The following is an 18,185-nucleotide window of genomic DNA, read 5'->3' on the forward strand; positions in this document are numbered from 1 at the left end:
CTTTCGCCTTGTGTCCGGCGCTGCACTACTGAGGCGCAGACCCCGTTCCCCGTCAGGCAAAAACCGTTTTGTGCCCACACCGCGCCGGCGCGCGCTTCATGCTGTGTGCTGTCCACACAGCCTCGCCGGCGCGGGCGGCATGCGTGGCACCCGGGTGATTTTTACCGGATGGCCAGCTCAGTAAGGAATCCTTGCTGATTGCCGCAGTCCGTTACGGAGGCGGCGGAAAGCAGGTGTGCCGTGCTGCCGGCCATCCGTTCGCCCAGCGCGGCGAACCGCGCGCTTCATCCCCAATCCATGCGGATTTCGCGTCGCTGGGCGGCGACTGGATGCCTGGTCTCGATTTAGCGAGTTCTATGCCATCGGTCCGAGACGTCCGTGTGACGCGGACTTAACATTTTCTTTACAGTCTTGAAGCGGGGAAATTCGCGGAAAACGTTTCGCCGATGAAACGTGTGCGGTGTGCCCGATGATTCGCGTTGCAAAACTGGACAACGCAACGGATTTCGTCTGACCTTCGCGCGGATCAGGGGTGAGGCTGTGCTGGAGCCGTTTCGGCTTGAAGCTTGCGTAGCTGCTCGGCCGGAATGTGGCAGCGGATGCGATGGCCGTGGGCGTCCGCATCGAAGGGCGGCGCCGCTTCGTCGCAGATCGCGCCGAGCTTGCGTGGACAACGCGCGCTGAAGACGCAGCCCGCTACGCTGCCGGTGGGGTTGCGCGGTATGTCGCCGCCGGGCGTGCCGATCCGCGCCTCGCTCGCGGATGTATCGCGCGTGAGCATGCCGGGATCGAGCAGCGTTTCGGTGTACGGGTGGCAAGGGCCGTTGAGCACGGCGTTCGCGGGGCCGCTCTCCAGCACGCGGCCCGCATAGAGCACCATGACGCGGTCCGCGAGATAACGCACCACGTCCAGGTCGTGAGAGATGAACAGATAGCTCACGCCGTGCTCGCGCTGCAGGCGTGCCAGCAGATTCAGGATGGCGGCCTGCACCGAGACATCCAGCGCCGAGGTAGGCTCGTCGCAGATCACCACGCGCGGCTCGCCCGCGAACGCCTGGGCGATCGCCACGCGCTGCTTGAGGCCGCCCGAGAGTTGCCGCGCGCGGGCCGCGAGGTAGCGCACCGGCACGCGCACCGCATCGAGCAGCGCGGTGACGCGCGCCGCGTTGCGGGCTTCGGCGTCTTCGCCTGCCGCTTCGTCCGCAGGTTCCGCCGCCGTTTCGTGTGATCCTGCGCTCGGCGCATTGCTCGCGCCTGCGCGCCGTGCCAGGGCGAGCGCACGGCCCACCAGTCGCTTCACCGGCAGCGCGCGATTGAGCGAGGCGTCAGGATGCTGGAACACGATGCGCAACGCCTGCAACTGTCCGGCGTCGCGTTGCGCGAGACGCTCGGCGAGGGGCCGTGCGTCGAGTTCGACGGTGCCGCCCGGGTCGGCGGCATGGAGCCCGAGCAGAAGCTTCGCGAGCGTCGTCTTGCCGCTGCCCGATTCGCCGACGAGCCCGAGCGTTTCCCCCGCGCGCAACTCGAGCGAGACGTCGTCGAGCACGCGCTGTGCGTGCGGGCCACGGCCGAAGGTGCGTGAGATATTGGCCGCGCGCAGCACCACTTTCTCCTCATGCGCGCGCGGCGCGCATGGCGTTTCCCCGGCCGGTTCGTTGGTCCGTGGGTCCGATTGTCCGGCTGGCGGCGCGATGGTCTGTGCGCCGGCGCGCAAATCGGCAGTGTTCGCATCGTTAGCCGCGTCAGCAACCGGCAACTCGATGGCTCGCTCGTGATAGTGGCAGCGCGACATCTGCTCACCGTGCGCGGCCTCCATACGATGCGGAGGCGGCGCGTGCTCGTGGCAACGCGCGTCAGCGAGGCGGCAGCGCGGGGCGTAGACACAGCCGTGCGCGAGCGTGCCGGGCGCCGGCAGTTCTCCGGGAATCGTGTCCAGCGCGCCGTGCGCCTTGTTGCGGCCCGGCGCCGGCAGGCAGCGCAGCAGGCCCACCGTATATGGATGGCGCGCCCGCGCGAACACGTCGCGCGTTGCGCCTTCTTCCACGAGGCGTCCCGCGTAGAGCACGCCCATGCGCTCGCACATCCCGCGGATCACCGCCAGGTCGTGGCTGATGAGCAGCACGGCCATGCCGAGTTCCGCGCGCAGTTGCGCGATGAGCGCGAGCACCTCGGCTTCGACGGTGGCGTCGAGGCCCGTGGTGGGTTCGTCGAGGATCAGCAGCGCCGGGTTCGATGCGAGCGCCATCGCGATTACCACGCGCTGCTGCATGCCGCCGGAAAGCTGATGCGGCCAGCTCGCCATCACGCGCGCAGGGTCGGCGATGCGCACCCGTTCGAGCATGGCGTGCGACTGCGCAAGCGCATCGGCGGCGTTTGCGCCGGCGGCTTCGAAAGCCTCGCTCAACTGCCGGCCGATCGTGAGCGTCGGGTTCAGTGCGCTGGCGGGGTCCTGATAGACCATCGACACCTTGTGGGCGCGCAGCATGCGCAGGCCTTCACGATCGAGCGCGAGCACGTCCTCGCCCGCGATGGCGATGCGTCCCGCCCTCACGCGGCCGTTGTGCGCGAGATAGCGCAGCACGGCGAGCGCGACGGTCGACTTGCCGCAGCCCGACTCGCCCACGAGCCCATACGCTTCGCCACGCTTGATGCGCAGGGACACGTCGGTAAGCACGTCGCGGTCCTTGCCGCGCACGCGGTAGGCCACCGTGAGGCCGACCAGCGCGAGCGCGTCGTCGGCGCGCGGCGCGTGGAAGGTGGCGAGGGCGGGGCGCGCGGCGTTCATGAGTCGAGCACCTCGCGCAGGCTGTCTGCGATCAGGTTGACCGCCACGACGAGCGACGCGATCGCGAGCGCATCGAAGGCCACGGTCCACCACGCGCCGCCCGCGAGCAGCGTGTACGACTCGGCGAGCGCGAGGCCCCAGTCGGCCGAAGGCGGCTGGATGCCGAAGCCGAGAAACGAGAGCGTCGCCACCGCGAAGATCGCGTAACCGAGGCGTACCGTTGCTTCAACAACGATCGGTGGCCAGACGTTGGGCAGGATCTCCGCGAACATCACGTAGTGCGCGCGCTCGCCGCGCAGCCGCGCGGCGGCCACGTAGTCGAGATGGCGCTCGGCGAGCACGGCCGCGCGCACGGTGCGCGCGACGAGCGGCGCAAAGGTGATGCCGATCACCAGCACGACGGCGAGGTTCGACGCGCCCACGGCGGCGAGCACGAGTAGCGCGACGATCACGAGGGGCAGCGCGAGCACGGCGTCGAGCGCGCGCGCGACGAGCGTGCCCACCCAGCCTTCGACGTAGCCGGTCAGCAGGCCGAGCGCGGCGCCCACTAGTGTGCCCGTCAAGGTGGCAAGCGGCGCGATCGTGAGAATGTCGCGCGCGCCTACGATCACGCGCGAGCAGATGTCGCGGCCGAGCTGGTCGGTGCCGCACCAGTGCGTGTGGTCGGGCGGCAGGAGCGAGCTGAGCGGGTCCGACGCATAGGCGTCGTAAGGCGCGATCCGGGCGCCCGCGAGCGCGCAGACGATCCATGCGAGCAGAATCAGCGCGCCCAGCACGAACGCGGGCGAGTGCAGCAAAAGGCGCAGCGTGGCCACGAAGCGCGGTGCGTCGGCTTCGGTCTCGTGCGACGGTGCATCGTTAATCGATTCGGATACCGTATCGTTCATGCGTATCCCCGTGAATCCGTCAAGAACCTTTTTGTGCACGCAGTCGCGGATCGAACAGCGCGTGCAACAGATCGGCGCCGAGATTCGCGAGCGTGTAGACAAGGCCTACCGTGAGCACGCCTGCTTCGAGCAACGGGAAGTCCTTTGCCTTCGCCGCGTTGTAGATGAGCGAGCCGATGCCGGGGTAGCGAAACAACGACTCGACCACCACGAGCCCGCCGATCAGATAGCCGAGTTGCGTGGCCGCCACGGTCACGCTCGGCAGCAGTGCGTTGCGCAGCACGTGGCGCACGATCACGACGCGGCGCGGCAGGCCCTTGAGGATCGCGGTGCGCGTGTAGTCGGCTTCGAGCGCTTCGAGCATGCCCGCGCGCGCGATGCGCGCGAGATAGCCGAAGAACACGAACACGAGCGGCAGCACCGGCAGCACGAGGTGGCGCAGCGTGTCGAGCACCCCTGCATCCGCTGGCGCGACGGCCTCGATCGGCAGCCAGCGCAGCCAGACCCCGAACACGAGGATGAGCGCGATCGACGAGACGAATTCCGGCACCGCGCTCGCGCACAGGCCCAGCGTGCTGATGAGCCGGTCGAGCCAGCGCCCGCCGTGCAGTGCGGCCCACACGCCGCCGCCGATGCCGAGCGGCACGACCACGACGAACGCGAGCAGCCCGAGCTTCGCTGATTGCAGGAGCGCATCGCCCACCAGCGGCGCGACGGGCTCGCGGAAAGTCCACGAGGTGCCGAAGTCGCCGCGCAAGGCATGGCCGATCCACTTGGCGTACTGGTCGAGTAGCGGCCGGTCCGCGCCGAGCGTGTGGTTGAGCGCCGCCACGGCGCGCGCGTCGGCGAGCGGGCCGAGCACCGCACGCCCGATGTCGCCGGGCAGCAGTTGGCCGCCCGCGAACACCAGCACGGAAAGCAGCCAGAGCGTGAATAGCGCCCATGCGGCGCGCCGCGCGAGAAAGCGCGCGACGCCGCTGCCGCGCACTCCGCGCATGGGGTGTGCGCCGAGCGGCTCGCGCGGGTTCAATGAGGGCGGTCTCGTCAGCGGGGTAGCCATCGGACTCCAGATGCGGGCATTGCAGGCGTTGCGGGCGTTGAGCGACGCTTACGCCGCTAGCGTGGCGCGGTCGAAGTAGAGCTGCGCGAGCGCCGTGAAGCGCACGCCCGAAAGCGCGGTGCGCTGCGCAATCAACTGGTCGAAGAAGTACGGGATGATCACGGGTGTTTCGTCGAGCAGCAGCGTCTCGATTTGCGCGGCGACCTGCTTCTGCGCGGCCACGTCGAGCGTCGCCACGAACTGCGCGACCAGCTTGTCGTACTGCGGGTTGCGAAAGTGCGCCGCATTCCACGCGCCGCCGCTCGTAAGCGGCGCGTTGAGGAACACGTTCGGCACGCCGCGATGCCCGTAATCGGTAATGCCTAGCGGCGAGTCGAGCCAGTCCGATTTGCCGAAGGTGCCCGCGCCGTAGTATTGCGATTGGCTCTCCACCTTCAACGCGATGCGCACGCCGATCGCCTTCGCTGCGTTTTGCACGACCACGGCGAGATCGGGGATCTCCATGAACTTCTCGGTCGTGAGCGCGACGTCGAAGCCATTGGCGACGCCCGCCTGGGCCAGCAGCTGGCGCGCCTTCGCCACATCAATCTTGCGCTGCGGCACCGTGGTGGCCGTCGACGGGAAGACGGGCGCGAACGGGCTGTCGTTGCCCACCACGGCGCGGCCCTTGAAGAGCCCGCGCACCATGACGTCGCGATCGAGCGCGAGCGCGAGCGCCTGGCGCACGCGCTTGTCCTTGAAGGTGGGCGAGTCGTTGCGCATGTGAATCTGCCGGTGCGAACTCGAACGCACGCCGATCACCTTGAAATCCGGATTGTTCAGGATGCCGAGGCCGCCCTGTACGGTGAAGGTGCCCATCACGTCGGCCTGATGGCCCTGCAGCGCGAGGATCTGCGCCTGCTCGTCGGCGTAGAACGCGAACTGCACGCGTTCGGGCAGCGCCTTCTCGCCCCAGTAGGCGTCGTTGCGCACGAAGCTCGCGCCGCGCCGCGTCTCGTAGCGCTCCAGCTTGAACGGCCCGGTGCCGATAAAGCTCCTTTCGTAATTGCCCGTGTAATTCGCGGGCAGCATCACCGCGTTGTAGTTGTCCGAAGAAACGGTGTAGGGGAAGTTGCCGTTGGGCGCGTCGAGATGGAACACGACGGTGTGCTCATCGGCCATCTTCGTGCCGCCCTTCGAAAGCACGCCCTTGAGTACCGAAAGCGCCGCCGAGCCGCTCGCGGGATCGGCGAGGCGATCGAATGTGGCCACTACGTCCTTTGCGCCGAACGGCTGGCCGTCGTGGAATTTCACGCCGGGGCGCAGCTTGAAGGTCCAGACGTCGGCTTTCGCGTTGGGCTCCCAGGAGAGCGCGAGCGCCGGCTGCAGATGGCCGTCGGCGTCGTCGTTGGCGAGGAATTCGCCGGTCTGGTTGATGAGGCACAGCGCGCCCGCGTCGGTCGCGGTGAGTGGGTCGACTGCGCCCGCCGGCATCAGGTGCGCAACGCGGATGGTCTGGTTGCCGGGCTTGCCCGGTGCTGCCTGGGCGCGCGCACTGCGCGGCGCGACGAGGCCGCCGCCCGCGAGCGCGAGACTCGACAGCCCGAGCACGCCTGCATAACGCAGCAACTCGCGGCGAGTGAGCCGGCCAGCGAGGAACTCGTCGATGGCATGGTTGCCGTATGCGCCTGCGTGAGCGCGCAATGCGTCGAAGGAGGCGGCCACTGTCGAACGCAAGGCTTGCGCCGGTTCGTGCGAGGCGGGCAAGGAGGGCTCTTGCTGTGGGGCGGGCTGTGGGGCGGGCTGTGAAGCAGGCTGTAAAGCGGGCTTCGAGAGCGAGAGGCGGCGGGGCGGCTTGGACTGCTGACGTTTCATCGGCGCGGGTTTCCGTGCTGTTCCGTGGAAGGGCGCGGCCGCGATGGAAGCGGCCGCGACGGCGGCATGCGGTACGGCAGACGACGAATAGTGTTTAGTCTATGCGTTTTCGGCCATGCTCGCCGGTACGGGCGTAGCCGGGGTTGTACCGGATTGCGCTGCCAGGCCAACCAGGCCGGGCCGGCGCCAGCGGTGGAACAGCACCGAGCCGATCCAGCACGCGATGAAAAGCGCGACGAGCGCGTAGCCGATCTCGCCGAAGTGCGCATTCACGTCGGCAACCGCCGGCCACAGGCCGCCGCTCGCGCCGAGTTTCTCGCCGATGAGTCCCGCAGCCTCCACGCCGCCGATCGCGATCGCTACCAGCGCAGAGACCAGCGTGATGCTCGCGTTGTAGTAGAGCTTGCGCTTCGGATCGTCCATGGCCCAACCGTAGGCATGAACCATCAGCACGTTATCGGTGGAATCGACGAGTGTCATGCCCGCGGTGAAAAGCGCCGGGAACACGAGGATCGACACCATCGGCAAGCCCTTGCCCGCTTGCGCGGCGGCGATGGCGAGCAGGCCGATCTCGGTGGCGGTGTCGAAGCCGAGGCCGAACAGCAGGCCCACGGGGTACATGTGCCAACTCTTGCTCACGAGCGCGAAGAGCGGCCGCAGCGCGCGCGAGAAGAGCCCGGCGGGGGCCATCGTTTCAGCGGTCGCCGCTGTTTCTTCGGCTTCTTCGTTCCGATGCACGCGACGATAGCGGCGCCAGACGTCGCGCAAGATCACGAGGTTCACGCCCGCAATCACGAGCAGGAAACCCGACGACACCAGCGTGCCGATAGTCGAGCCGATCTCGTGCAACTGTTCGAAGCGCCCATGCAGCGTGAGCGCCGAGAGCGCGATGCCGACCGTGGCCGCGATCACGATGCTCGAGTGTCCGAGCGAGAACGCGAGTCCCACGCCAAGCGGACGCTCGCCGCGTTGCATGAGCTTGCGCGTGACGGCGTCGATGGCGGCGATGTGGTCGGCGTCCACGGCGTGGCGCAGGCCGAAGCCGTAGGCGATGACGGCGGTGCCGATGAGCAGCGGATAGTGGCGCAACGCGATCAGCGCCCACGCCCACGCCGCGATGTTGACCCCGATCAGGACTGCGTAAAGCGCAATGAGGCGCGGACGCAGCGATCTGGCCGAGGCGACTGAAACGGGCGGGGCGGACAATGTCATGCGCTATGCGATCTCAATGGTCGTGCGGATGGCGATGAATCGGATCGACCCAATAGACCGTTTCCGGCGCTTCGACAGCGTCGATGTTCAGATTCACGACCACGGCCTCATTGTCGCTGCGCACGAGCACGCATTCGAGCGGATCGTCGGTGCTCGCATTGATCTCCTGGTGCGGCACGTAGGGCGGCACGAAGATGAAGTCGCCCGGGCCCGCTTCGGCCGTGAATTCGAGGTGCTCGCCCCAGCGCATGCGCGCATGGCCGCGCACCACGTAGATCACGCTTTCGAGCGCGCCGTGATGATGCGCACCCGTCTTCGCGTTCGGATGGATCGTCACCGTGCCGGCCCAGATTTTCTGTGCGCCCACGCGTGCCGCGTTGATTGCGGCGGCGCGGTTCATGCCGGGCGTTTGCGCCGTGTTCGTGTCGAGCTGGTCGCCGCGTATCACCTTGACGCCGTTCTCGCGCCAGTCGGGCGCGTCCTCATGGTGGTGCTCGTGATCGTGCTCATGATCGTGATCCATCGCCGTGTCTCCTGTGAAAAAGCCCGCCCCCATGAACTGACGGGGACGGGCTTCGAATCGTACGCCTCGCTTACGCGCAAGGCGTAGGCGCACACCTTATTGCTTCTTCGCATTGATGACCGCTTCGGCCACGTTCTGCGGCGTTTCGGCGTAGTGCTTGAACTCCATTGTGTAGGTGGCGCGGCCCTGCGTGAGCGAACGTAGCGACGTGGAGTAACCGAACATCTCCGAAAGCGGCACTTCGGCGCGTACGATCTTGCCGCCGCCGCCCGCGATGTCCTCCATGCCCTGCACGATGCCGCGCCGGCTGGAGAGGTCGCCCATCACGTTGCCCATGAAGTCCTCGGGCGTTTCGACTTCCACCGCCATCATCGGCTCGAGCAGAATCGGCTTGGCTTTGCGCATCGCTTCCTTGAAGGCCATCGAGCCGGCCATGCGGAACGCGTTTTCGTTCGAGTCCACGTCGTGGTACGAGCCGAACGTGAGCGTCACCTTGGTGTCGACCACCGGGTAGCCCGCAAGCACGCCCGCCTTGAGCGTCTCCTGGATGCCCTTGTCGACGGCCGGGATGAACTCGCGCGGAATCACGCCGCCCTTGATGGCGTCGACGAACTCGTAGCCCTTGCCCGGCGGCTGCGGTTCGAGCGTGATGACCGCGTGGCCGTACTGGCCGCGCCCGCCCGATTGCTTGACGAACTTGCCTTCCACATCTGCGACCTTGTTCTTCACGGTTTCGCGGTACGCAACCTGCGGCTTGCCGACGGTCGCTTCCACGCCGAACTCGCGCTTCATGCGGTCGACCAGAATTTCGAGGTGCAGTTCGCCCATGCCGGAGATGATGGTCTGACCGGATTCCTCGTCGGTCTGCACGCGGAACGACGGGTCTTCCTGCGCGAGGCGGTTTAGCGCGATGCCCATCTTCTCCTGGTCGGCCTTGGTCTTCGGCTCGACGGCCTGCGAGATCACGGGCTCGGGGAAGATCATCTTTTCGAGCACGATCGCATGCGCCGGATCGCAGAGCGTGTCGCCCGTGGTGGCTTCCTTCAGGCCCACGGCGGCGGCGATGTCGCCCGCCCGCACCTCCTTGATTTCCTTGCGCTCGTTCGCGTGCATCTGCAGGATGCGCCCGAGACGCTCCTTCTTGTCCTTCGTGGCGTTGAGCACCGTGTCGCCCGAATTCACGACGCCCGAATAGACGCGGAAGAAGATCAGCTGGCCGACGAACGGGTCGGTCATGATCTTGAACGCGAGCGCGGAGAACGGCTCCTCGTCGTTCGGGTGGCGCTCGATCTCCTTGTCGTGGAGGTCGTGGCCGAGAATCGCGGGGATATCCACCGGCGAGGGCAGATAGTCGATCACGGCGTCGAGCATCGCCTGCACGCCCTTGTTCTTGAACGCGCTGCCGCACAGCATCGGCACGATTTCGTTGGCGATCGTGCGCTTGCGCAGCGCGCCCTTGATTTCCTCTTCAGTGAGGCTCTCGTGGTCGTGCAGATATTTTTCGAGCAGCACTTCATCGGCTTCGGCGGCGGCCTCGACCATCTTTCCGCGCCATTCGTGCGCGAGTTCGACGAGATTCGCGGGAATCTCCTCGTACGCGAACTTCACGCCCTGGCTCTCGTCGTCCCAGACGATCGCTTTCATCTTCACGAGGTCGACCACGCCCTGGAAGTGGTCTTCGGCGCCCACGGGAATCTGGATGGGCACGGCCACGCCCTTCAGGCGCTCGCCGATCTGCCGCTGCACGCGGAAGAAGTCCGCGCCCACGCGGTCCATCTTGTTGACGAACGCGATGCGCGGCACCTTGTACTTGTTCGCCTGGCGCCACACGGTTTCCGATTGCGGCTGCACGCCGCCCACGGAGTCGTACACCATGCAGGCGCCGTCGAGCACGCGCATGGAGCGCTCGACTTCGATGGTGAAGTCGACGTGCCCCGGGGTGTCGATGATGTTGATGCGATGCTCGGGGTAATTGCCGGCCATGCCCTTCCAGAACGCGGTGGTCGCGGCCGAAGTGATGGTGATGCCGCGCTCCTGTTCCTGCTCCATCCAGTCCATGGTCGCCGCGCCGTCGTGAACCTCACCCAGCTTGTGATTCACGCCGGTGTAGAAAAGGATGCGTTCGGTTGTCGTGGTTTTGCCGGCATCGATGTGAGCGCTGATCCCGATGTTGCGATAGCGCTCGATGGGAGTCTTGCGAGGCACGGTGATCTCCTTGGAATAACGCGCCATGGAATGTGCCGGGCGGCGCGCGGCGCGGCCTGCGCGTGGTCCGGCGGTCCGTGCGGTGGCGTGCCCGGGGTGTTTAAGCGTGCTTCGAGGTGCTTAAACGTACATCGGGCAGGCGCGTGCCGCGCGGCGGATTACTAGGATAGCGCTTGCGCGGCGCTTTTGCTGAAAGGGCGTCAGAGCCTGAAAAAGCGTCTTGTGGAGGGCGTCGCGTCGCGGCCGGGCGGAAGGGGCGCGTCAGCTGGGCGCGGCCGGGCGGTGCGCGATGAGGGTGAAAAAAAGCCGGCGCCGCGAACTGCGGAAACCGGCTCATGCGCGTCGGAAGGCGGCGGGGCGGCGGAAAATCGGCGCCGGGCCGTCAATCTTGGGCCGATGTTGCCCGAGCGCTTATTGCAGCGGCGGCAGGCCGTCGATCTTCATGCCGGGCTTGATGCCCTTTGCCGTGAACCAGCCCTTGCTCATTTCGAGCGCATAGACGCCGTTATTGCGCGGGCAGTGGTTGTTGGTGGTTTCGGCCTGCATCTCGTCGATGTCGGTGATCGTGCCGTCGGCGCGCATGAACGCGATCGACAGCGGAATCAGCGTGTTCTTCATCCAGAAGCAGTGCACGGCGTTTTCGCCGAACACGAACAGCATGCCTTCGTTCGGCGCGAGCTGCGTGCGATACATGAGGCCTTGTTCGCGGTCCGTGTCATTGGCGGCCACGGCGGCGTCGATCACGAACATGCCCGCGGTGAGCTTCGTATGCGGAAAATCGCCGGGCTGCTTGGCGCCGGGCGGCATCTGCTGTGCCTGCGCTGCGCTGCTGGTGACGGCCGCGGTGAACGTGAGGACCGCAAGGGTGCCGAGCGTGGCGGCGAGCGGAAAAGCGATGGCGAGCGCGCAACGCGCGATAAGCGGGCGCAGGGAAAATCGCACGAGTGAGCTCCTTACCTGGGAATAATCCGCGCATGTTACGCGAGTACGCGAACGCGGGTCAAAACATGCAGCCGTAGTGGGGCCGTAGTGGGACGATATGCGGACGATGCATAAACAAAAAGGCAGAGTGCCTTGCGACACTCTGCCTTTCGAACGCGGTGAAGATCGGCACGATGGGCCGCTCTTCGAGGCGTCTTTCAGCGAGCTTACTCCGAAGCTGCCGAAGCGGCTTCAGCCTTAGCTGCCTTCTTGTGCGACGACTTCTTGTGCGTCGACTTCTTGTGCGTCGACGACTTGTGAGCCGTCGAAGCAGCAGCAGCCGGAGCTGCAGCTGCCGGAGCAGCAGCTTCCGGAGCCGAAGCTTGTGCGAATGCAGCCGTTGCGAAGAGGCCAGCGACCAGAGCGGCGATCAGTTTGTTCATTTTGTGAATCCTCAGCTTGAGTTAATTAACCAAGTGACCCGGTTATTGGAGTCAGGTCAGTAAACGTGCCATCCACCTTTCGGTTGACAGTCGTGATCGACAAATTCAGAGCAAATTCGCGAACGCGTCTGCCAGCGGTCGGGATCACGCATTGCTGCGCTGAACCCGTAAGGCTGAATGCCGGATAGCTTCTGGGCGGCATCTGCGTGAAATAACGCATGGTTTCGCGTACCGGTTGACGCGAAATGCGCATTTGTTTTTCATCGCGCGAAATTCGCAAGGCAGCGCGCCGATGCATGGCGCATGCGGCAGGGCCCGAACGCGGGAAAAGTGCTTATGCAACAGTCACTTGTGTGCGGCGCGCGTGGCTGTCGCGCGGCGCCAGGGGGCATCGGTGGGCACTTCAACATTTGCGCCGGGAGCGAGGCCCAGCGAAAAAATATCGAGCGAACCGATTGCTACGCGCACGAGACGCAGCGTCGGAAAGCCCACTGCCGCAGTCATGCGCCGCACCTGGCGATTCTTGCCTTCGCTGATGGCGAGTTCGATCCACGTGGTTGGAATCGCCGCGCGATAGCGAATGGGCGGCGTGCGCGGCCACAGGAGATCGGCGTCGGCATCGGCGATTTTTTTTGCGCGGCACGGTTGTGTCACAAAATCGCCAAGATCGACGCCGCGCTCTAGCGCCGCGAGCGCGTCCTCGCCGGGGGCGCCTTCGACCTGCGCCCAATAACGCTTCACGAGTTTGCGCTTCGGTTCGGCAATGCGGGCTTGCAGCGCGCCGTCGTCGGTGAGCAGCAGCAGACCTTCGCTGTCCGCATCGAGACGGCCAGCAGGATAGACGCCCGGCGTCTTGACCCAATCCGCAAGCGACTGGCGTGTTTCGTGCGGCGAGAACTGGCAAATCGTACCGAACGGCTTATTGAGGGCGATCAAGCGCATAGCGAATAGGGCAAGCGTGCCAGTGAGGAATGGAAATCTGGAATCAGGGCGCGCCGCGATATTAATGCATATTGCTCCACATCGAATAATGGGTCTTATATAAGACATCAAACATGCATGGCTGGCGGCGGCGCTGCGCAGCATAAATGCATGAATGACCAGCGGGGCGGGCATTCGGGCCGTGGGCTAGAATAACGACCAGACCCTGGCGCTGTGCACGGCCGCCTTGCAATCGGGCACATACCGTTTTTGAATCTGTTCGCGGTCGACAGACCGATCCCCCTACTGGAGTTGATCATGCCGTATCAGCACATTAAGGTCCCGGCTAGCGGTGAGAAGATCACTGTCAATCCGGATTTCTCGCTCAATGTCTCCGATCAGCCGATCATTCCGTACATCGAGGGTGATGGCACCGGCGTCGACATTACGCCGGTCATGCTCAAGGTGGTCGACGCGGCGGTCCAGAAAGCCTACGCGGGCACGCGCAAGATCCACTGGATGGAGATCTACGCGGGCGAGAAGGCCACGCGCGTGTACGGCCCCGATGTGTGGCTGCCCGACGAGACGCTCGACGCCGTGAAGGAATACGTCGTGTCGATCAAGGGCCCGCTGACGACGCCGGTAGGCGGCGGCATCCGCTCGCTGAACGTGGCGATGCGCCAGCAACTTGACCTCTATGTGTGCCTGCGTCCGGTGCAGTACTTCAAGGGCGTGCCGTCGCCCGTGCGCGCACCCGAGAAGGTCAACATGGTGATCTTCCGCGAGAACTCGGAAGACATTTACGCGGGCATCGAGTGGCCCGCCGAATCGGAAGGCGCGAAGAAGATCATCAAGTTCCTGCGAGAGGAAATGGGCGTTTCCAAGATCCGCTTTCCGGACAGCTCGGGTCTCGGCATCAAGCCGGTTTCGCGCGAAGGCACGGAGCGTCTCGTGCGCAAGGCGATCCAGTACGCGATCGACAACGAGCGTCGCTCGGTGACGCTCGTGCACAAGGGCAACATCATGAAGTTCACCGAAGGCGCGTTCCGCGACTACGGCTATGCGCTCGCGCAGAAGGAATTCGCGGCGGAACTCATCGACGGCGGCCCGTGGATGAAGGTCAAGAACCCGAAGACGGGCGGCGACATCGTGATCAAGGACGTGATCGCCGACGCGTTCCTCCAGCAGATCCTGCTGCGCCCGGCCGAGTACGACGTGATTGCCACGCTGAATCTGAACGGCGACTACATTTCGGACGCGCTGGCGGCGCAGGTGGGCGGCATCGGCATCGCGCCGGGCGCGAACCTGTCGGACTCGGTGGCGATGTTCGAAGCAACGCACGGCACGGCGCCGAAGTACGCGGGCAAGGATTATGTGAATCCGGGCTCGGAGATTCTTTCCGCGGAAATGATGCTGCGCCACCTCGGCTGGACGGAGGCGGCGGATCTCATCATCGCTTCGATGGAAAAGTCGATTCTGCAAAAGCGCGTGACGTACGACTTCGCGCGGCTCATGGAAGGCGCGACACAGGTGTCGTGCTCCGCGTTCGGGCAGGTGATGATCGACAATATGTAAGCGTAATCTGGCACGTTCGCGCCGCAACGTAAAAACCCCGACGAGGCCATAAAGGCTGTCGGGGTTTTTGCGTTTTGGCTTGCCAGAAAACGATGCTCGATTCTGATTGATTTGATATGCGAATTGATGCGGAGAACTGAATCTGCTACTCGCTCAGGCGCGTAATTTTCTGCCCTTGTACGCCAAGGCCAGCCATCAGGCCGGACTGCCCGAAAATGAACGCGTAGACGTCGGAGCGCTCGGTGGTGGTGGAGAGGTCTTTGGCCATGCCGGAGTCGGCGATCACGACGCTCGGCCCCATGCCAACCGACCAGCCATCTGAGCTATTGAGATACTGCATCGACTCGTGCGTCATCATGAACATGGTTTCGGAGAAATTTTGTGCGCCGGCCTGCAGACCCCACGAGACTGCACTGGAGTTGTAGTAGCCCAGCACTTTGCCTTGCGCCGAGAACAGCACGCCGTTGCCGCTCGATCCGCCTACCAGCAAGCCCGCCTTCAGCACTTGCGGAAAGACCAGAATGCCGGCGGACTTTGCGCCCAGTGCCCGAGCGCCCGGCGTTGTCTCATAAAGCGTATGCAAGGCCTCGCGCGCGGCCTGATCGAGTTGCGCGCGCGAAGACGCTTCGCTGACGGTGGAAATGGGTGTGCCGGTGAGCGAGGTCGAGCAGGCGGCAATGAGCAGAGTCGAAAGCAGGGCGGCGAGGCGTACGGATTTAGATGACATGATTAGCGATGCTCCGTTTTCTTGTATGGGAAGCGCTCATCGGCGCGTTGCGCTCTCGCCGTTCCGGCGAGGCTGCCGCGATCTTATCGAGCACTCCTACCTGTTTCTTTGTCGTACTCGTGCCAAGGCGCACGATTTGGCGCGCGCGGCGAAGTCGCCTGTGCGTTATCATGACGCCCATCAATTGAGTTCCTTCGCCGTCTCGTTTCGCATGACTTTCCTGTGCCGTCTCCTTCTCGTTGGTCTGCTCGCGCTTCTTGGCATGAGCGGAGCCAGCGCGTGCGAGCCCATGCAGCGAGGCGCTGACTCATCGCCGGTTGCGTGGATTTCGCCGGATGCGCATCGGGCCGTTGCGGCGGACGATCATTGCGGTGTCACGGCGCCGGCACGCTCGCATGACCATTGCGCCGGCCATGTGAACAATTGCGCCGCGAGTTGCTGTGGGCATTGCGCTGCGCCACCTGCCGGCATGCGCATAGGTGTGGGCATGCTCGAGCGCTCCCCGCGCTTTGCTCCTGCCGCTGCACTGCGCGCGGGCATTACCCACGCGCCTCCGCTGCCGCCTCCCATTGTCTGAACGCGGGCGCTCCGTCTCATGGGCGGAAGCGGCCCGATGCATGTCCGAAAGGATTCGTTGTGCGGTGAGCGCACGCGAAGCCAATGGCTACATGTGCGGCGCGCTGTCATTGCGCGTCGCGTCGTCAGGTGTGTTTGAGGAATTCATCGATGAAACGCAGAACTTTTTTGTCCGGCGCGTTGAGCGCCGCCACGGCGTCGCTGTTTGCGCGCGCGGCGCTGGCACAGCAGAGCGGCCATGCGATGTCCGGCATGGCCAACATGAGCGGCATGAGCGGGATGTCCGGCGCCATGATGCACGCGCAGACGCCGCTCGCGGCAGCCGATGCATTGCCCGCGGGCGCGCCGCTGGCGACGTTGCGGACGCTGGCGAACGAAAGCGACGAAGCAGGGCATTTTCGCGCGACGCTGATTGCCCGGCCCGTGACGCGGCCCTTGCTCGCGGGTCAGCCGGCTACCACATTCTGGCAATACGACGCGGGCGATAAGGCCAATGACACTGGCCCCGGGATCGGTCCATTGATCGACGTGCACGAAGGCGATACCGTCGAGATCCGCTTCGTCAACCGGTTGCCGCAGCCGTCCACGATTCATTGGCACGGTCTGCCCGTGCCACCCGATCAGGACGGCAATCCCATGAACCTCGTGGCGCCAGGCGACGAACGCGTTTATCGGTTCACGTTGCCCAAGGGCAGTGCCGGCACCTACTGGTATCACCCGCATCCGCATATGCACACGTCCGAGCAGGTGTTTCGCGGGCTCGCGGGTCCGATCGTCGTGCGCGCCGCGAACGATCCGCTTGCGGCCTGGCCGGAGCGCCATTTGTTCGCTTCCGACCTCAAGCTTGCCGCCGACGGCACGATTCCTGCGAACGACATGATGGACTGGATGAACGGCCGCGAAGGCCAGTTCGTGCTCGTGAACGGCGCGCGCGAGCCACGCATCGACGTCGTACGCGACGAGCGCTGGCGCATCTGGAACGGCTGCAGCGCGCGTTATCTGTTGCTCGCGTTCGACGATGGCCGCGCGTTCGCGCACGTCGGCACCGATGGCGGTCTGCTCGCCGTCCCGCGCGAAGGCGTAACTTCGCTGCTGCTCGCGCCGGGCGAGCGCGCCGAACTGATCGTGCACGCGGGCAAGGGAGAGTCACGCGCGCGCTTGATGGCCGCGCAGTACGACCGGCGCAAGATGGCGATGTCGCACGGAAGCCTGCCGCCCACGCCATCGGCCGCATTGGCCCAGATGCAATTCGCGCCGCGTGATGAGGCGCCGGCATTGCCTGCGCAGTTGCGCACGATCGAACCGTTGGCTTCGCGCGGTAAGACCATGGCGGCCCCCACGCAAAAATCCGTGGTGTTCAGCGAAGTCATGGACATGCATGCAATGCATCAGCCGGGAGCATCGCAATCGGGTATGCCGCGCGGTATGCAATTCATGATCAACGGCACAACCTATGATCCCGAGCGCGTCACGCTCACGAGCCGTCGCGGCGAGGTCGAGCATTGGACGATTGCGAACCACACAGACATGGATCATCCGTTCCATCTGCACGGTACGCAGTTCCAGGTAATGTCGCGCGAGACAGATGCAAAGCGCGTGGACGAGCCGTATCTCGCATGGCGCGATACCGTCAACGTGAAACCCGGGGAAAGCGTGCATATCGCGACCGTGCAGGACGTCGCGGGCGAGCGCATGTTCCATTGCCATATCCTCGAGCATGAGGACCTCGGCATGATGGGCACGTTGCGCGTGATCTAGCACACGGATCGTAAAACTCGCGTGAAATCGGCGCGAAGCCGGTGTGAAAAAGGCGGGCGCGGCGCGAGGCGTCCGCCCAAAAAGAAACCCGGCCGAAGCCGGGTTTCTCAGGTACAGATACCGAACAGATCAGGCCGCTGCCTGAATGTTCGATGCCTGCTTACCCTTCGGGCCTTGCACGACCTCGAAGCTCACCTTCTGACCTTCTTTGAGGGTCTTGAAGCCATTCATCTGGATGGCCGAAAAGTGAGCGAACAAATCCTCACCGCCTTCATCCGGCGTGATGAATCCGAAACCCTTCGCGTCGTTGAACCACTTGACCGTACCGGTTGCCATACCAACTTCCCCTGTAACTCATGTCACTACCACGAGCAGTTCGAAAAGCTAAACGATCGCATGGTGCGAACGCCCCCTCCTCACAAGCTCACCAACGGCATTTTTTCGAAAATATAGGCGGTTGAAAAAAGTGCCAGCTTGATTGTTGAGGCTCTTTATTCTGCTGTCAAGAATATTTTGAGACGTTATCTGACGCGTTGTAAAGACCACATTCCAGGGTTTTTCCGGCTTTTCTTGCGACTCTGTCTGTCGGGAATCGAAGCCCGTTGGCGGTGTGCTCATCGGGTTCGATTTTTATCAGTCGGAGTTGCACGAGCTGTCTTGAAAAGTCGCATAATCGACTCACATGGGATGCATCGCAGCACGGAATTTGCAGGCATGCGTGCGGAGGCCGACAGTGGC

The 18,185-nt window shown here is 64.7% G+C and carries 14 protein-coding genes; 2 read left to right on the forward strand and 12 right to left on the reverse strand.

All coding sequences use genetic code 11. The features are described from left to right. Positions 1-526: 526 nt before the first annotated feature. The 10 genes from HV773_RS11130 to HV773_RS11175 all read right to left on the reverse strand — a co-directional run bounded on the left by HV773_RS11130 (position 527) and on the right by HV773_RS11175 (position 12,832). Complete coding sequence (locus HV773_RS11130; RefSeq protein WP_129562677.1) at positions 527-2,785, reverse strand: dipeptide ABC transporter ATP-binding protein; 2,259 nt, start codon at positions 2,783-2,785, stop codon at positions 527-529. Continuing rightward, positions 2,782-3,672, reverse strand: a complete 891-nt coding sequence (locus HV773_RS11135; RefSeq protein WP_129562676.1) for an ABC transporter permease — start codon at positions 3,670-3,672, stop codon at positions 2,782-2,784. The genes HV773_RS11130 and HV773_RS11135 overlap by 4 nt, the downstream gene beginning before the upstream one ends. A 19-nt stretch (positions 3,673-3,691) precedes the next feature. Next, complete coding sequence (locus HV773_RS11140) at positions 3,692-4,669, reverse strand: ABC transporter permease (protein ID WP_377729056.1); 978 nt, start codon at positions 4,667-4,669, stop codon at positions 3,692-3,694. 111 nt (positions 4,670-4,780) lie between these two features. Further along, on the reverse strand, positions 4,781-6,448 hold the full coding sequence (locus HV773_RS11145; RefSeq protein WP_227875416.1) for an ABC transporter substrate-binding protein: 1,668 nt from the start codon (positions 6,446-6,448) through the stop codon (positions 4,781-4,783). 237 nt (positions 6,449-6,685) lie between these two features. Further along, complete coding sequence (locus HV773_RS11150) at positions 6,686-7,798, reverse strand: HoxN/HupN/NixA family nickel/cobalt transporter (protein ID WP_129562673.1); 1,113 nt, start codon at positions 7,796-7,798, stop codon at positions 6,686-6,688. A 13-nt stretch (positions 7,799-7,811) separates the two neighbouring features. Continuing rightward, positions 7,812-8,321, reverse strand: coding sequence for a cupin domain-containing protein (locus HV773_RS11155; RefSeq protein ID WP_129562672.1), 510 nt, complete (start codon positions 8,319-8,321; stop codon positions 7,812-7,814). A gap of 96 nt (positions 8,322-8,417) precedes the next feature. Then, complete coding sequence (gene fusA, locus HV773_RS11160) at positions 8,418-10,526, reverse strand: elongation factor G (RefSeq protein ID WP_129562671.1); 2,109 nt, start codon at positions 10,524-10,526, stop codon at positions 8,418-8,420. Between the two features lie 411 nt (positions 10,527-10,937). Continuing rightward, positions 10,938-11,468: a DUF192 domain-containing protein gene (locus HV773_RS11165; protein WP_129562670.1), complete on the reverse strand. Its 531-nt coding sequence runs from the start codon at positions 11,466-11,468 to the stop codon at positions 10,938-10,940. Between the two features lie 206 nt (positions 11,469-11,674). Beyond that, the gene (locus tag HV773_RS11170; RefSeq protein ID WP_129562669.1) at positions 11,675-11,890 is read right to left on the reverse strand and encodes a hypothetical protein; all 216 of its coding nucleotides are present in this window, start codon (positions 11,888-11,890) and stop codon (positions 11,675-11,677) included. A gap of 345 nt (positions 11,891-12,235) precedes the next feature. Then, positions 12,236-12,832, reverse strand: a complete 597-nt coding sequence (locus tag HV773_RS11175) for a pseudouridine synthase (protein ID WP_129562668.1) — start codon at positions 12,830-12,832, stop codon at positions 12,236-12,238. Between the two features lie 297 nt (positions 12,833-13,129). On the opposite strand from HV773_RS11175, the gene icd reads away from it, so the two are divergent. Then, a complete protein-coding gene (gene icd, locus HV773_RS11180; RefSeq protein WP_129562667.1) occupies positions 13,130-14,386 on the forward strand; it encodes an NADP-dependent isocitrate dehydrogenase in 1,257 nt (418 codons plus the stop codon). A 145-nt stretch (positions 14,387-14,531) separates the two neighbouring features. Here icd and HV773_RS11185 read toward each other — a convergent pair whose 3' ends face one another. After that, positions 14,532-15,113, reverse strand: coding sequence for a lipid-binding SYLF domain-containing protein (locus HV773_RS11185; RefSeq protein ID WP_129562666.1), 582 nt, complete (start codon positions 15,111-15,113; stop codon positions 14,532-14,534). Between the two features lie 726 nt (positions 15,114-15,839). Here HV773_RS11185 and HV773_RS11190 point away from each other — a divergent pair. Continuing rightward, positions 15,840-17,447, forward strand: a complete 1,608-nt coding sequence (locus tag HV773_RS11190) for a multicopper oxidase family protein (RefSeq protein ID WP_129562665.1) — start codon at positions 15,840-15,842, stop codon at positions 17,445-17,447. 129 nt (positions 17,448-17,576) lie between these two features. Here the strand turns inward: HV773_RS11190 and cspD are convergent, their stop codons facing one another. Next, positions 17,577-17,783: a cold shock domain-containing protein CspD gene (gene cspD, locus HV773_RS11195; RefSeq protein WP_017776809.1), complete on the reverse strand. Its 207-nt coding sequence runs from the start codon at positions 17,781-17,783 to the stop codon at positions 17,577-17,579. Positions 17,784-18,185 lie beyond the last annotated feature (402 nt).

Source organism: Paraburkholderia caffeinitolerans, assembly GCF_902859945.1.
In the GTDB taxonomy this organism is placed as follows: domain Bacteria; phylum Pseudomonadota; class Gammaproteobacteria; order Burkholderiales; family Burkholderiaceae; genus Paraburkholderia; species Paraburkholderia caffeinitolerans.

Bases quoted from the DNA above. Each gene is read 5' to 3' on its own strand.
- HV773_RS11185 (WP_129562666.1), bottom strand. From the start codon at position 15,113: ATGTCATCTAAATCCGTACGCCTCGCCGCCCTGCTTTCGACTCTGCTC.
- HV773_RS11175 (WP_129562668.1), bottom strand. From the start codon at position 12,832: ATGCGCTTGATCGCCCTCAATAAGCCGTTCGGTACGATTTGCCAGTTC.
- HV773_RS11135 (WP_129562676.1), bottom strand. From the start codon at position 3,672: ATGAACGATACGGTATCCGAATCGATTAACGATGCACCGTCGCACGAG.
- HV773_RS11190 (WP_129562665.1), top strand. From the start codon at position 15,840: ATGAAACGCAGAACTTTTTTGTCCGGCGCGTTGAGCGCCGCCACGGCG.
- HV773_RS11170 (WP_129562669.1), bottom strand. From the start codon at position 11,890: ATGAACAAACTGATCGCCGCTCTGGTCGCTGGCCTCTTCGCAACGGCT.
- icd (WP_129562667.1), top strand. From the start codon at position 13,130: ATGCCGTATCAGCACATTAAGGTCCCGGCTAGCGGTGAGAAGATCACT.
- cspD (WP_017776809.1), bottom strand. From the start codon at position 17,783: ATGGCAACCGGTACGGTCAAGTGGTTCAACGACGCGAAGGGTTTCGGA.
- HV773_RS11140 (WP_377729056.1), bottom strand. From the start codon at position 4,669: ATGCGCGGAGTGCGCGGCAGCGGCGTCGCGCGCTTTCTCGCGCGGCGC.
- HV773_RS11155 (WP_129562672.1), bottom strand. From the start codon at position 8,321: ATGGATCACGATCATGAGCACGATCACGAGCACCACCATGAGGACGCG.
- HV773_RS11150 (WP_129562673.1), bottom strand. From the start codon at position 7,798: ATGACATTGTCCGCCCCGCCCGTTTCAGTCGCCTCGGCCAGATCGCTG.
- HV773_RS11130 (WP_129562677.1), bottom strand. From the start codon at position 2,785: ATGAACGCCGCGCGCCCCGCCCTCGCCACCTTCCACGCGCCGCGCGCC.